The sequence below is a fragment of the Rhizobiales bacterium NRL2 genome, from assembly GCA_001664005.1.
In the GTDB taxonomy this organism is placed as follows: domain Bacteria; phylum Pseudomonadota; class Alphaproteobacteria; order Minwuiales; family Minwuiaceae; genus Minwuia.
The window spans coordinates 3,075,667-3,088,452 of the sequence record CP016093.1; the positions used below are offsets into that span (position 1 = coordinate 3,075,667).

The 12,786-nt window shown below is 63.8% G+C and carries 16 protein-coding genes and 1 pseudogene; 13 read left to right on the plus strand and 4 right to left on the minus strand.

Annotation, left to right across the window (positions count from 1 at the left end; all coding sequences use genetic code 11):
* Positions 1–28: 28 nt before the first annotated feature.
* The 3 genes from TEF_14320 to TEF_14330 all read right to left on the minus strand — a co-directional run bounded on the left by TEF_14320 (position 29) and on the right by TEF_14330 (position 2,444).
* Positions 29–478, minus strand: coding sequence for a hypothetical protein (locus tag TEF_14320; GenBank protein ANK81841.1), 450 nt, complete (start codon positions 476–478; stop codon positions 29–31).
* Between the two features lie 244 nt (positions 479–722).
* Positions 723–1,250 (minus strand): hypothetical protein, encoded by a 528-nt coding sequence (locus TEF_14325; GenBank protein ID ANK81842.1) that lies wholly within the window; start codon positions 1,248–1,250, stop codon positions 723–725.
* Between the two features lie 384 nt (positions 1,251–1,634).
* Positions 1,635–2,444: a transposase gene (locus tag TEF_14330; GenBank protein ANK81843.1), complete on the minus strand. Its 810-nt coding sequence runs from the start codon at positions 2,442–2,444 to the stop codon at positions 1,635–1,637.
* Between the two features lie 1,066 nt (positions 2,445–3,510).
* Here TEF_14330 and TEF_14335 point away from each other — a divergent pair.
* The 13 genes and pseudogenes from TEF_14335 (at position 3,511) to TEF_14395 (ending at position 12,270) form a co-directional block, all read left to right on the plus strand.
* Positions 3,511–4,733: pseudogene (locus tag TEF_14335) on the plus strand (copper oxidase).
* 33 nt (positions 4,734–4,766) lie between these two features.
* Positions 4,767–5,219, plus strand: coding sequence for a hypothetical protein (locus tag TEF_14340; GenBank protein ID ANK81844.1), 453 nt, complete (start codon positions 4,767–4,769; stop codon positions 5,217–5,219).
* 235 nt (positions 5,220–5,454) lie between these two features.
* Positions 5,455–6,045, plus strand: coding sequence for a thiol:disulfide interchange protein (locus TEF_14345; protein ANK81845.1), 591 nt, complete (start codon positions 5,455–5,457; stop codon positions 6,043–6,045).
* A 70-nt stretch (positions 6,046–6,115) separates the two neighbouring features.
* Complete coding sequence (locus TEF_14350) at positions 6,116–6,763, plus strand: hypothetical protein (GenBank protein ANK83495.1); 648 nt, start codon at positions 6,116–6,118, stop codon at positions 6,761–6,763.
* 148 nt (positions 6,764–6,911) lie between these two features.
* On the plus strand, positions 6,912–7,226 hold the full coding sequence (locus TEF_14355; protein ANK83496.1) for a hypothetical protein: 315 nt from the start codon (positions 6,912–6,914) through the stop codon (positions 7,224–7,226).
* A gap of 104 nt (positions 7,227–7,330) precedes the next feature.
* Positions 7,331–7,618 carry a hypothetical protein gene (locus TEF_14360; protein ID ANK81846.1) on the plus strand — a complete coding sequence of 96 codons (288 nt, stop codon included), beginning with the start codon at positions 7,331–7,333 and terminating at the stop codon, positions 7,616–7,618.
* Between the two features lie 257 nt (positions 7,619–7,875).
* Positions 7,876–8,409, plus strand: a complete 534-nt coding sequence (locus TEF_14365; GenBank protein ID ANK83497.1) for a superoxide dismutase — start codon at positions 7,876–7,878, stop codon at positions 8,407–8,409.
* Between the two features lie 43 nt (positions 8,410–8,452).
* Positions 8,453–9,169, plus strand: coding sequence for a cytochrome-c oxidase (locus TEF_14370; protein ID ANK81847.1), 717 nt, complete (start codon positions 8,453–8,455; stop codon positions 9,167–9,169).
* Entirely contained in the window at positions 9,163–9,891 is a 729-nt protein-coding gene (locus TEF_14375; protein ID ANK81848.1) for a cytochrome c oxidase assembly protein, read from the plus strand. Before TEF_14370 ends, TEF_14375 begins: the two co-directional genes overlap by 7 nt.
* Positions 9,892–9,930: 39 nt before the next feature.
* Complete coding sequence (locus TEF_14380) at positions 9,931–10,158, plus strand: hypothetical protein (GenBank protein ANK81849.1); 228 nt, start codon at positions 9,931–9,933, stop codon at positions 10,156–10,158.
* Positions 10,159–10,167: 9 nt separating this feature from the next.
* Positions 10,168–10,788, plus strand: coding sequence for a hypothetical protein (locus TEF_14385; protein ID ANK81850.1), 621 nt, complete (start codon positions 10,168–10,170; stop codon positions 10,786–10,788).
* A gap of 39 nt (positions 10,789–10,827) precedes the next feature.
* Positions 10,828–11,307, plus strand: coding sequence for a hypothetical protein (locus tag TEF_14390; GenBank protein ID ANK81851.1), 480 nt, complete (start codon positions 10,828–10,830; stop codon positions 11,305–11,307).
* A gap of 150 nt (positions 11,308–11,457) precedes the next feature.
* Positions 11,458–12,270, plus strand: coding sequence for a hypothetical protein (locus TEF_14395; protein ANK83498.1), 813 nt, complete (start codon positions 11,458–11,460; stop codon positions 12,268–12,270).
* Positions 12,271–12,284: 14 nt separating this feature from the next.
* On the opposite strand, the gene TEF_14400 is transcribed toward TEF_14395, so the two are convergent.
* Positions 12,285–12,509 carry a hypothetical protein gene (locus TEF_14400; protein ANK81852.1) on the minus strand — a complete coding sequence of 75 codons (225 nt, stop codon included), beginning with the start codon at positions 12,507–12,509 and terminating at the stop codon, positions 12,285–12,287.
* Between the last annotated feature and the right edge of the window lie 277 nt (positions 12,510–12,786).

Sequence of the window (12,786 nt, forward strand, 5' to 3'; positions counted from 1 at the left end):
CGCGCCCGTAGCGCTGTTCTGCTGACGCTCAGACATCCGGACCGTCCTCGACGCAGGAATCGCTAGAATACGAGTTCGCCCCCGGCGCAACTGATTGCGCCCCTCTTGCTCTCTGCCCACTGCCGGAATCCGTCTTTGGTCGGTTGAGACCAAAGAACCGCGGTCCCGACCAGCGAGCGCCGGTGATCTCGAAGGCGATCGCCGTGAGCGAGCTGTAGGTCCGGCCGTCATAGCTGAAGCCGCCCTCGACCACGTCGACGATGTGAGTCCGCCCCTGCCACTGCCGGACCAGCCGGCTCCCCGGTCGCAGGGGCCGGTGCGAGACCTTCGGCCTGCTGACCGGCTCCTTTGCAGCGTCGTTCGCCCCGTTGTCATCTTCGTCGACCTCGGCCAGTTCGTTCAGGCGCCGCCGCGTGGCGGCGCCGACCCCGCCCTGCCCTTCGGCCTGGATCAACCAGGCGGCGTTGCATTCGAGCAACCGTCGGCTGATCCCTTTCGGCGGTGGCCGTCGCCAGCGACGCTGCCAGAAGACGACCAGCTGTTCCCGCGTTATCTCCCGAACCCGGTCGCCCACGTCCGCCACCGCTGGCACGGGCGCCGAGGCCGGCGGCGGGGACTCGCCGGGAACCCCGCCGCTGACCCCGGTGCGGACTGGACAGGCGGCGACCGGATCGCCGCCGCCTGCAGCCAATGCGCATTCGCCTCGCATCGTCGTCGCGCCCTCAGCCGGCGGCTTCGACAGCGTTCGTCGGCGCGAAGACGCGGTAGACGCTGACGCCGTTGCCCTCCTTCATGCGGGTCACCTCGACGCCGCGCTTGCGGAAGCCCGTCAGCACGGCCCGGACGCTGTGCGGTTGCCAGCCGGTAAGCTGCACCATCTCGTCGATGTCGGCACCCTCCTCCCGCTGCAGCAGGTCCAGCAGCTGCGCCTGCCGCGTGCCCGGCCGGAAGAGCGGCGTCGCGACGCCATCGCCGTCGCCCGCGTCCTCAGACGCACCCTGCGGCTCGGCCTTCTCGTCCTCGCTCTTGTCGCCCTCGACCACCCCGGCGACGGCCGCACGACCGGCGTCGGTAATCGCCCAGGCGTCTTCTGAGCGCTGTACAAGGCAGCGGCGTTCCAGGGCCTTCAGCATCGCAGCGAGCCCGCCGCCCTTCATCTGCATGTCTTCCGGCAGCGGCAGGACGTTGCCTTCCGGGCGGCTCACAGCGTTACCAAGAACCGCAATCTGCTTGTCGTTGAGCTTCGTCATGGTCGGTCTCCGTGGTTTGCATCCGCGCCGGCCCAATGCCGGCGCTGTCACCAGGAGAAGCCCGGACCGCGATGCGGGCGCCGGGCCGGGACGGCCACGCGTCTCTCGCGTGGCCAATCCCGCGACCATGCATGCTTGCGAGAAGGGGAAAGTCCAGCCGTTCTCAATGCTCCCGGAGGGCTTCTTTTGCGCGCGCCATATCTCAATACAACCGCATCGCCAGCTCGAATCCCGCTGTCGTCGCCAATCACCCTTGCAAGATTTGGCTCCTCATCCGGCTGCGACCCAATTTTTCAGTTGTTCGCAAGGGTCATGGGGGAGGAACTGTTCACCGGCTTCGACGCCAAGAGTGACCAGCCCCCAGCGATTGGTCCGGGTGGAATGTTAGTGCATGGCTTCTTTGGACTTCACCCCGTCTTTGGTCCGGGCTTCATGCGAGCTTTCGGACTGATTGGTGTTGACGCCGTCGCGGCTGTAGGCGTCGGAATGGTTGATCCGGTGAACATCGAACGTGGCCTCGAGAAGGTCCCAGTGTGCGACCTCGTCGGCGGAGACCGACGATCCCGGCGCGATCCTCTCCCGGGCAAAGGCGACCCCCTCAGCTTCACGCAGAAAGGTCCGCGCGAGCGTGCGGCCGCCACGCTGTCTGAGCGTGACGACGACGCGCCGCCTGCCGCTGCGGTTCTTGAGCAGACGGCGATCGACGCGGTCCGCGCGGACATTGGCGGGACGGACATGGCCGCCGAACGCGGCGCCGTCCACCTCGACATGGCCAGCGAGCTGCGCGTCACGCGTCTCCGCTGCCATCGCCTCGCGCAGCTTGTGCATCAGCACGAAGGCGGTCTTGTATTGGATATCGAGGTCGCGGGAGAGCTGGACCGCCGACAACCCCTTCGAGGCATTCACGAACAGGCAGACCGCGCCGAGCAGATCGACGAAGGTAAGCTTGCGCGAGGCGAAGATCGTACCCGAGGTGACGCTGAACTGGCGGTAACAGGCGGCGCACTTGAAGCGGCGGCGTGTCGTCAGATCGTAGATGTCGAGGCAATTGCAGACCGGACAGACCGGCGCCCCGTCTGTCTGCGGCCAGCGCAAACGTCGGAACCGCCGATACGCCGCGTCCTCGCCTTCGGAGAAGATTGCCTTGAGCGACAGGGTCCGCGCCGCCGCCGAAAGCAGGAAGTGCTGTGCCAAGGTCCTCTCCCGACCGCGAATCATTTATGTTGCCATAATGTTCTCAATCGTGCCGGATAGCAAGCGTGTGCCAGTCTCTCAAAGCCAAGAATCACAGCAACAGGATCAGGCTCGATCCAACCCATCACATGCCGAGACTAAACACCTAGGTAATTGGTGACAAGTCCTTTGAAAAATTGCGCCACTGAGCGTCCAAACGACGCAGAAGGCACATCTCCTTGCAAGTGGACCGCTTTTGGTCCCATCTTTAGTGTGCTATGAACCACTGGATGGCAAGACAGCTGATCGCGCTGGTGATGGGGGTAATGTTTACCCTCATGACCGCGTTGTCGACCGTTCAAGCCGCCGATATGGTGGCGAAGATGTCTGCTGATGCCGCCATGGGAACGGCGGCTGTCCCGGATAGCTGCGGCGGGTGTGGGGGCGATGACGAGGCTGCGAGCGAAGATCCATGTGTCATGGTCTGTCCCGGCCCCAGCTACGCCGTCGTCCCGCCTGCCGGCCCGATCCTCAAAGTAGAAATTAGAAACGGGCCGCCTTCAAGCGAAGTTGCAGTGGCCGGCCGTTCTTCGGCCCCCGACCCCTACCCTCCCAGATCCCTCCGCCTTGGCTGACGTGCGGGCGAGCGCGATTTAGCGCCGGCTCACCGCGTCGATGCATCGCCACCGGTCGATGACTGGGCGATGTCCCACGGAAATCGACGAGGCCGGTGGTCTCGCCGAGACAATCCGTCATCCGAGGATTCGCGAGGGATCAGAGCGTGGATATCGATTCGAAGCATGCCATCTCGCGCCGCGCCTTTCTGGCGGCGAGTGGCGGACTGGCGCTGACCGCGCTGATGCCGGCGAGCGCCGACAACGCGCGACACTATACCATCAAAGCTGCTCCCGGGCGCGTGCCGCTGGTCGGCACCGAACATCCCGAGACCGCCGCCTGGGCCTATAACGGCGCAGTGCCTGGTCCGGAGATTCGGGTCCAGCAAGGCGAGCGGCTGCGTGTCGCCATCGAGAACGGGCTCGACGAGGAGACCACCGTCCACTGGCATGGCATGCGCGTGCCGAACCGGATGGACGGCGTGCCGCATCTGACTCAGACGCCGATCGCGCCGGGCGAGATCTTCGTCTACGAGTTCGACTGTCCGGACGCCGGCACCTTCTGGTACCACCCACACCAGCGCAGCTTCGAGCAGGTGGGCCGCGGCCTTTATGGCCCCTCATCGTCGAGGAGCCGGAGCCGATCGCCGTCGACCGCGACGCCACCTGGGTGCTCGACGACTGGCGCCTGCTGTCGGATGCCTCGATCAGCAACGATTTCGGCAACAGGATGGATTCCGGCATGTCCGGCCGGGTCGGCAACACCGTCACGGTCAACGGCCGCGTTCCCGAGACCTTTGCCGTGCGCGCCGGCGGGCGCGTGCGCCTCAGGCTCATCAACGGCGCGAACGCGCGCATCTTCGACCTCAGGTTCGAGGATCACCAGCCACAGATCATCGCCCTCGACGGCCAACCCGTGGAGCCGCATGTCCCCGAGGGTAGCCGGATCGTGCTCGGCCCCGCCATGCGTGCCGACCTCGTGATCGACATGACTGGCGCCCCGGGCAACCGCTTCCGCGTGATCGACACCTTCTACCCCGACCTCGAATACCGGCTGCTCGACCTTGTCTATGGGGACAAGCCCCTGCGCGGCCGCCCGCCCGAGACGCCGACCCGGCTGCCGGACAACCCGCTCGCCGAGCCCGACCTCCCGGCCGCTGAGCGGCACGAGGTCGGCTTCGGCGGCGGCATGATGAGTGGGATGATGGGCAGCGGGATGCGCGGTGGAATGAGGGACCGCGGAACATCAAACGACGGCATGGGCGGAATGATGGGCGGCATGATGGAAGGAATGCGCGGTGGCGGCATGACCGGCCGGATGATGCAGGGGATGCGCCACGACGGCATCTGGACGATCAACGGGGTGAGCACCACCGGTCACGCGATGGACCCGCTACTGACGTTGGCCCGCGGAGGGTCCTACGTGCTGGCATTGAACAACGATACCGCCTGGCACCATCCGATCCACCTGCACGGCCACTCGTTCCGGGTGCTGAGCATGAACGGGACGGCAACCCGCCATCTCGAATGGCAAGACACCGTGCTGATGACGCCGCGCGAGACACCCGTGCTGATGACGCCGCGCGAGCGGGTCGATATCGCCTTCGTCGCCGACAACCCCGGCGACTGGATGTTCCACTGCCACATCCTCGAGCACCAGGCGTCCGGGATGATGGGCATGATCCGCGTCGCCTGACGCATGACCGAGCAACCAGAGTAGAGACCGAAAATGAAAGCAGCGTACATCCTCGGAGCCGCCATCGGAGCGATCCTAACGATTTCGCCGGCAGCGGCCAACGAAGCAAAGACCCCGACCCTGTACAAGCCCCTGCAATGCGGGTGCTGCGACGAGTACGCGAGCTATCTGGAGCGGCATGGTCTCGAGGTGGAGGTCAAGTCCGTCCCCGATCGGCAGTTCGAGACCGTCAAGCGCATGGCGGCGGTGCCGAAAGGCTTCGAAGGCTGCCACACCCTAGCGATCGACGGCTATGTCGTCGAAGGGCTCGTCCCGATCGACACGCTCAACAAGCTGCTGACGGAGAAGCCGAAGATCAGGGGCATCTCGCTGCCGGGGATGCCGGTCGGCGCACCCGGAATGCCGGGCCGCAAGGCTGGTCCGCTGATCATCTACGAGATCCCACAAGGTTCGGCGGTTTGGTCCAAGGAGTTTGCCAGAGAGTAGGTGGACATGTGCGTGAGGCTTTCAGCAGCTGATACGGCAGCGAGGAAGACTGACGGATACGGAAAGACGGAGCTAACGTTGCGATGATGCAGAACACTATGGATTGCGGCTTTGGCGGCTGGGTGATGATGGGAGCCGGTGTTCTGCTGCTCGCCGTGCTAATCCTCGGTGCCGCGGCCCTCATCAAATATCTGTTATTCACCGGCCGTAGGGGCCGGGGACGGAGTGAGCCGTTATGGTCGGACGCTCCTTAACTTCCGATGATCACGGCGCGGTCACCGACCGGCCGCACCGGCGGTTTCGCATCGCATTCTTGATACCAGTCGTCTTCTTCCTGAGTCTGGCGGTGGCCCTCGGCTGGGGATTGACCCGGGATCCGCGCGAGCTTCCCTCGGCGCTGATCGGCAAGGCCGTCCCCGACTTCAGCCTTCCACCCGTCCAGGGACGCACACTGGGCCTTTCGAGCGAAGACCTGAAGGGCGAGGTCTCTCTCGTCAACGTGTTCGCCTCGTGGTGCACGGCCTGCCGCTACGAGCATCCGGTGTTCATGAGGCTCAGTGAGCAAGGCGTCGTCCCCATCCACGGGATCAACTACAAGGACCGTCCCCAGGACGCCGCCAACTGGCTCGATGATCTGGGCGATCCCTATACGCGCACCGGCGCCGATCTTAACGGCCGGGTCTCGATCGAATGGGGCGTCTATGGCGTCCCCGAGACCTTCGTCATCGACCGAGACGGGCGGATCGCCTTCAAGCAGGTGGGGCCGGTCACACCAGACGTCTATCGGGATAAGATCGGACCACTGATCGAGGAGTTGCGTAAGTGAAGCTCGTTGCCCGCAAGCTCCAACCTTTCATTCGGCGACACGTCGAATGGAGTAGCCGCGAGTGTCGTTCATGCGCTTGAAATCAGCGATCATCACCGCAAGCGTTCTAGCCACCACGGCAGTCATCGCCGGCGGTATCTACCACCACTACAGCACGACCGTGCCAGAGGAGTCCGCCGGGTCGCCGGCACCCGATGGGCCGACCACGGCGACACATTCCGACAAGGGGTTTTCCTTTTCCGCGCTGGAGACCCCAAGGCCGCTACCGGAGCTAAAGTTCGTTGACGGCGAGGGCCGCGAGATGACGCTCGAGGGCTTCGAGGGGCAGATGGTGCTCCTCAACATCTGGGCCACGTGGTGCGTGCCGTGCCGTGAGGAGATGCCTGCGCTCGACCGGCTTCAGGCGAAGCTCGGCGGTCCCGATTTCCGCGTGGTTCCCCTGTCGATCGACCGGAAGGGGCTGTCGACGGTGAAGGCCTTCTATCAGGGGCTGGGCCTCGAGAACCTTGGCATCTACGTGGACCGGACCGGCAAGGCCTCGCGGCAGCTGGGTGCCGTCGGCATTCCGACAACGCTGCTGGTCGACTGGGAGGGTCGTGAGATCGGCCGAACCGTGGGACCAGCCGAGTGGGACAGCGACGAGGTCGTGAAGGTCCTCGAACAGTATGTGGAGCCCGAGGCCGGTGCGGCGCACTCGGCGCGGGGAGGCAGTCAGTGACGTGTGGAGCAACGGCGAGTGCGGGCGATTTCGCAAGCACGAAGGTGTTGACCTTCCAGTTACTAGAACCATTACGTTGGACCAACTGAACAAGCGAGGCGACGCAATGAGCACACCGAACGAACGGACGAAAGTGGCCGAGCCGTCCTTGGCAAAGGACGGGCTCAACCTGGGCCTATACTACCTCTGGCGCGCAACTAATTGGGCCCGACCATATCTGGGCGGACGGCGCGGCCTGATCTTCTTGGCCGTTGCCGTCCTAGGAGTCGGCGCTGCCCTCAACTGGGGCTGGCTGGTCGCCATTGGCCTCGCTCCGATCCTCCTGGCATTGGCACCTTGCGCCGCAATGTGCGCCCTTGGCCTGTGCATGAAGGGTGGCGGCAAGTCCTGCTCTTCGGGCGATCAGAGCGCCAAGGGCACGCCGGGAACGACCGTATCGGCAAAGCCTCGTGACGAGGTCTAGCCGTGGCACTCACCGTCGTGAGGCTGTTGCCCGACCACGGGCAGACAGTTGCGCCGGTCGAATGCCGTGATCCACGCACTGAGAAACGAAAAGGAGTTGAACCGATGCGCACGAACCTGAAGACGGTCTTGAGTGCAGCCGCTGTCGCCGCCGCACTGGCGGGCACGCCCGCCCTCTACGCTTACGCCGATACACCTGATCAAGGCCAGTCGGGCGGCATGATGCAAGGCGGCCAAGGCGGCATGATGAATATGATGGGCCAGATGAGCGAGATGATGGAGAACTGCAACAAGATGATGCAGTCCATGCATCAGGGCGGTTCCGGCAAGCCCAACGAGCAACGGCGTGAGAATGCCCCCGAGACGGACCAAGCGCCCGAAAAGGAAGGCTGAGGTCAAAGCCGGCCTGCCCGCCCGGAGCGCTGTCTCGTTTTTCTAGAGCCAGCGGGGCGGGCGGGCCGGCGTTCATGAAACTGACGATATCATCGACGGAACGTACAGGGATTCAGATACGTACAGGGATTCAGATACGTACAGGGATTCAGATACGTACAGGGATTCAGATGCTCAAAGAAGACTGCCGTCTTCGGCGCGGCGTGCAATACGGATCGAAGACATCAAGCATTGGCGAGCTGCGTTACCCGAAGACGGTGGTGGTCGCTACCGGCATAGCCGTGCTTGCGGTCACGGCCCAGCCTGCTTTTGCGGGCGAGACCAGCGTCACACTGCACGAGGTGACAAAAGACGGGTTCAGCAAGGAGATCGGACGGGTGCAGCTCGAGGACAGCGAGTACGGCCTCCTGATCACGCCGGATCTGACAGGGGTAGAACCCGGGCTGCACGGCCTCCATGTCCATCAAAATCCGGACTGCGGACCGGTAAACAAGGATGGCGACGTGATTCCCGGGGGCGCCGCCGGCGGCCACTACGACCTGAAGGACACCGACCAGCACACGGGCCCCTACGGGGACGGCCATCTGGGTGACCTACCGAACGTGATGGTCGAACCTGATGGCTCCGTCTCGATCCCTGTCCTGGCGCCGCGCGTCAAGGTCGCGGACGTGAAGGGGCGCAGCCTGATGATCCACGCGGGCGCAGATCGCTACAGCGGCCACATGCAGCATTCGCACGGCAAAGGCGGCACCCGCATGTACTGCTGCGGCGTTGATCGAATAGACGGTTAGGCCGCTGAAGGTTTCCAAGGCGCCCTGGAACTGGAGAAAAGGTATGAGAAGCCTGCTCGCAATTCTTTCCGTTCTGACGCTAGCTGTGTTTGCGGCGATCTTGATGCCGGCCGGCGCGCATTCCATCAAGGACAAGGGCGAGCTCGACCGGCTGATGGGCGACAAGGAGAAGTACTTCCAGCCGCTCGACAAGGAGGCGCCGGACTTCACGCTCCTGGATGCCAACGGGAATGCGGTCAGCCGGGCTGATCTGCGCGGCAAAGTCACGGTCCTGCACTTCATCTATGCCGGGTGTCCCGATGCGTGCCCGCTGCACGCTGACCGGATCGCCGAGAGCCAAGAGATGGTGAACCAGACTCCGATGAAGGATCACGTTCAGTTCGTCACGATCACCACGGACCCCAAGAACGACACGCCCGATGTGCTGCGCGACTACGGTCCGGCACATGGACTCGATCCAGTGAATTGGGTGTTCTTAACGACGAGACCGGAGCAGCCGGAAGACGCGACCCGCCGGCTGGCCGAGGCCCACGGCCACAAGTTCACCACAACCGAGGACGGCTACCAAGTACATGGCGTGGTCACTCACATCTTCGACAAGCGGGGCCGCTGGCGCGCCAATTTCCATGGGCTGAAATTCGAGCCGACCAATCTCGTTACGTACATAAATGCCCTCACGAACGAGTCGGATGCCCCTCCGGGCCACGGTCATGTCGAGCAGAGCCTGTGGGACAGGGTGATGGGCCTGTTGTCATGGTGAAAAGCCCCGAACGCGCCAAAACGGAGACAGTCGCAGCACCAAAGCTTCGACAACGAAACCTTATGGTTCTCGCAGCCGTCCTCCTCGTACCGATGGCGATGGGCACGCTCGTCTACTACTCGGTGCCGCTCTATCGGCTGTTCTGTGAAGCCACGGGTTTCGGCGGAACGACGCGGACAGCGGAAGAAGGCTCCACGACCGTCATAGATCGGGAGATCACTGTCCGCTTCGACGCCAACGTGGCGTCCGGCTTGCCCTGGCGTTTCACCGCGCCCGAGCCGGTGACGCTTCGTCTCGGCGAAGAGCGCGTTGTCGCGTACAGAGGCAACAACATCGGCAACGAACCTTACCTCGGCACGGCGACCTTCAACGTCACGCCGTTCAAGACGGGTGAATACTTCAACAAGATCGAGTGCTTCTGCTTCACCAAGCAGCTTCTCCTCCCCGGGGAGGAGAAGGAATTCACGGTGAACTTCTTCGTCGACCCCAAGCTTGTCGAAGACTCCAACGCGAAGGAAGTTGCGACAATCACTCTTTCTTACACCTTTTTCGATCAGGGCAGGGAGGCCCGCGATCGATACATGCGAAAGCACAATGTCTCATATGTGCCGGGTTCGGCGAGCGACGACACAGCATCGGCATCTCGGAGGGCAACTGGCATTACTGCGGCCGCATCGATTCGGAGCGAAGGATCTCGCGATGCAGCGCCAGCTCGGCAATAGGCAAGCAACAGGTTGAGTAAGATTGAAGGATCGGCAAGCATGGAAATGACCTCGAGGCGGGCGGTGCCGAACGTTCTCGCACCGATTTTCGGCGGCATCCTTCTATCGCAGGCCGCGACATTGTCCGCCGAGAGCGACGAGCTCGCGCCCTCGCCTTTCGAAGGACATGCGCACGCGTTTGCGATCCACTCTGAAACGGGTGAGCTCCTTCTCCGCGCACGGCCGATCTGTTGCATCCGCGACGGCGGCGAGAGCTGGCACCTGTGAACTGATATCATGAAGAAGCCGAACCCGAAAAGCAAACGATCCAAGGCCACCAAGAAGGCTGCTGCAGCCCAAGCACCCGGCGGGCCGCCGGCCGCGAGCAGACATAAGTCTGTCCTCGCCGGTCTGGCCGCTGGCACCGTTCTCATCGTCGCTGGCACGCTCGGCTACGACGCGTTGACAGGCTTTCTGGTGCCGCAAAGCAGGACTCCGCCGCCGGCGGCGGATAGCGGGGCCGCATACATCGAGCAAGCCAAGGTGCACATCGTCAAGGAGGAGCGCGAGCTCGGGACGATGCGGGTTTCCGACGAGCGGACCGCTGAATTCTTCCTGCCTAACATGGGCGGCAAGCCTCTCGAGCTTTCTCAGGTCCGCACCTCATGCATGTGTACCTTCGCGCAGGTTGTCATCGACGACGAGAAGAGCCCGCTCTTCAACATGGAGATGCACAACGCGCCTGCCATCCAGAGCTGGAAGGGCGTTGTTGAGCCCAGCCTCACCCCGACCGTGCGGGTCATCTACAGGCCGTCCCTGATGCCAGTTGAGGGGTCGGTCGCAAGAAACGTGAAGTTCAACACCAACGACCCGAGCCGCCCGGATGTCGAGCTGGGTGTCCACGCCACGGTGCAGTGAGGCATGGGTGGGAAACATGGAACACAAGAGGAAACGGCCATGAGCCAGACCGCGGCAACGTCGTTCGATCCCCGCCTCAGACGGCGGTTCGGCGCAGCCCTGGCGGTCCTCCGAGTCGCGTTGGGCGTGTTCCTTCTCGTCTGGGGGCTCGAGAAGTTCATCGTGACGGAACGCAGCGTCGCGATCTTCGACTATTTCTATGGCGTGTCCGCCTCGACGGCTGCGACCTATGTCCTGGGCGCGCTCGAATCCGTCCTGGCCGTCGCGATCATTGTCGGGGCATTCCGGCGCTGGAGCTATGGCATCGGCCTGCTCGTCCACGCAGCCACGACGATCGTCTCGGCCCGCCTGATCATCGATCCCTGGGGCTTGATCTCGGGTGAGCCGCAGCATCTGTATCTTGCGGCCGTGCCTATCCTCGGCGCCTTTGCCGCGCTCTATCTCCTCCGGGATCTGGACTCCTTCAGCTTCGATGAGTGGCGGGCCGGTGCCGGGCAGCGCGTACCGGGGACTGTCTGACCATGAGACAGTCGCGTAGACACCTCTCCCTACCGCTGCTTCTCGTGCCGCAAAGCGCGAATCGCCTCTCTAGCGCTCGCTTAACTGAAATGGGTGAATGAAATGCCTACCGTCATCGTGAAACTGGCCCGCCAACTCGCCACGATCGTCATGGCCGCATCAGTGCTGGCCGGTCTTCAGGCTGCGCAGGCCGCTGGGGGCATGGATCAGGCGGTGAGCGCGCTTGCCTCTGCGCCGCAGACGGAGACCCTGTACAAGTCCGACGGACAGGCGCTGTACCGCGGTAATGGCGGCGGCAAGCAATGGACGAAAGTGCCGCTCGCAGCGCAGCCTGACGGCGGCAGGGTCGCGGCGGTCGCTGTCTCGGTGGGCGAACAAAGCCAGCTGTACGTGGCGGGCATCGGGCTAGGCGTGCTGAAGAGCGTCGATGCCGGCAAGAGTTGGAGCCACGTCGACCAGGGGCTCCCGGGCCGCGACGTAGTCGCCTTTGCGGCGCACAGCACCGCGCCCGATACTCTCTTCGCCGTGGTCGCGGGAGAAGGCGTCTACCGCAGCGAGGACGGCGGCGCTCAGTGGCGCATGGTGGACAAGGGGCCTGAAGCCGATATTCGGCGGCTCATCCATTCCAACCTCGAAGGCAGCATGCAATCCGGCTGGCTCTTCGCCGCCACCGACAAAGGCGTCTATCGCTCGATGGACTGCTTCTGCGGCTGGCGCCCTGCCGGCAGCTTGCCGGGCTCGGTCTCAGCCGTTGCGTACGACCCCAAGCAGCCGATGGAGCTTTATGCAGCCACGGGCCGAGAGGTGTTCCGCACCGTCGACGGTGGCGAGGAGTGGCAAGCGGTCGGCTCGCCGGGCGCGCAGGTCAATGCGCTCGCATATTCGCCTTCGGGCGTGCTCCATGCCCTGTTGTCCGATGGCCGTGTCGTGCAAAGCCGGGACAAGGGCAAGCAGTGGGAGTGAGTGGATGTGTGAGGTCATTGCTGAAAGGTGCCGTGATGCTGTTGGCGCTTAATGCGGGTGGTGTGCTGGCGGATGGCGGCCCGCCCCCGTTGGACCCTGAACGAGTAGAAGCGGGACGCAGGGTGTACCAAGAGCACTGCGCATCCTGCCATGGACCCCGCGGCGAAGGTCAGGCGAATTGGGAGAGGCCGAATGCCCGGGGTGAGCTGCCGGCGCCACCCCATAACGCGAAGGGCCATACCTGGAAGCATTCCGACGCCTTGCTGTACCGGATGGTCAGCGAGGGCTGGCGGGATCCCTTCAACAAGACCCGGCACCTCACAATGCCCGCTTTCCGAGACGAGCTCTCACCAGATGAGATCCGGAACGTCATTACGTATTTGAAGACTCTTTGGACATCGGAGCAGCGGCAGTTCCAGTGGGAAGAGACTTTGGTTCGCGGGGGGCTTCCCAGCGCCAAGCGCCACGTCGTCAAGCCACTCGGATGGTGGGAGGGAAACGAATGCGGACTAGGTC

Excerpts from the sequence above, each read along its gene's own strand:
- TEF_14325 (ANK81842.1), bottom strand. The coding sequence starts at position 1,250 with ATGACGAAGCTCAACGACAAGCAGATTGCGGTTCTTGGTAACGCTGTG.
- TEF_14340 (ANK81844.1), top strand. The coding sequence starts at position 4,767 with ATGAAAGCAGCGTACATCCTCGGAGCCGCCATCGGAGCGATCCTAACG.
- TEF_14345 (ANK81845.1), top strand. The coding sequence starts at position 5,455 with ATGGTCGGACGCTCCTTAACTTCCGATGATCACGGCGCGGTCACCGAC.
- TEF_14350 (ANK83495.1), top strand. The coding sequence starts at position 6,116 with ATGCGCTTGAAATCAGCGATCATCACCGCAAGCGTTCTAGCCACCACG.
- TEF_14360 (ANK81846.1), top strand. The coding sequence starts at position 7,331 with ATGCGCACGAACCTGAAGACGGTCTTGAGTGCAGCCGCTGTCGCCGCC.
- TEF_14370 (ANK81847.1), top strand. The coding sequence starts at position 8,453 with ATGAGAAGCCTGCTCGCAATTCTTTCCGTTCTGACGCTAGCTGTGTTT.
- TEF_14375 (ANK81848.1), top strand. The coding sequence starts at position 9,163 with ATGGTGAAAAGCCCCGAACGCGCCAAAACGGAGACAGTCGCAGCACCA.
- TEF_14380 (ANK81849.1), top strand. The coding sequence starts at position 9,931 with ATGGAAATGACCTCGAGGCGGGCGGTGCCGAACGTTCTCGCACCGATT.
- TEF_14385 (ANK81850.1), top strand. The coding sequence starts at position 10,168 with ATGAAGAAGCCGAACCCGAAAAGCAAACGATCCAAGGCCACCAAGAAG.
- TEF_14390 (ANK81851.1), top strand. The coding sequence starts at position 10,828 with ATGAGCCAGACCGCGGCAACGTCGTTCGATCCCCGCCTCAGACGGCGG.
- TEF_14395 (ANK83498.1), top strand. The coding sequence starts at position 11,458 with ATGGCCGCATCAGTGCTGGCCGGTCTTCAGGCTGCGCAGGCCGCTGGG.
- TEF_14400 (ANK81852.1), bottom strand. The coding sequence starts at position 12,509 with ATGGCCCTTCGCGTTATGGGGTGGCGCCGGCAGCTCACCCCGGGCATT.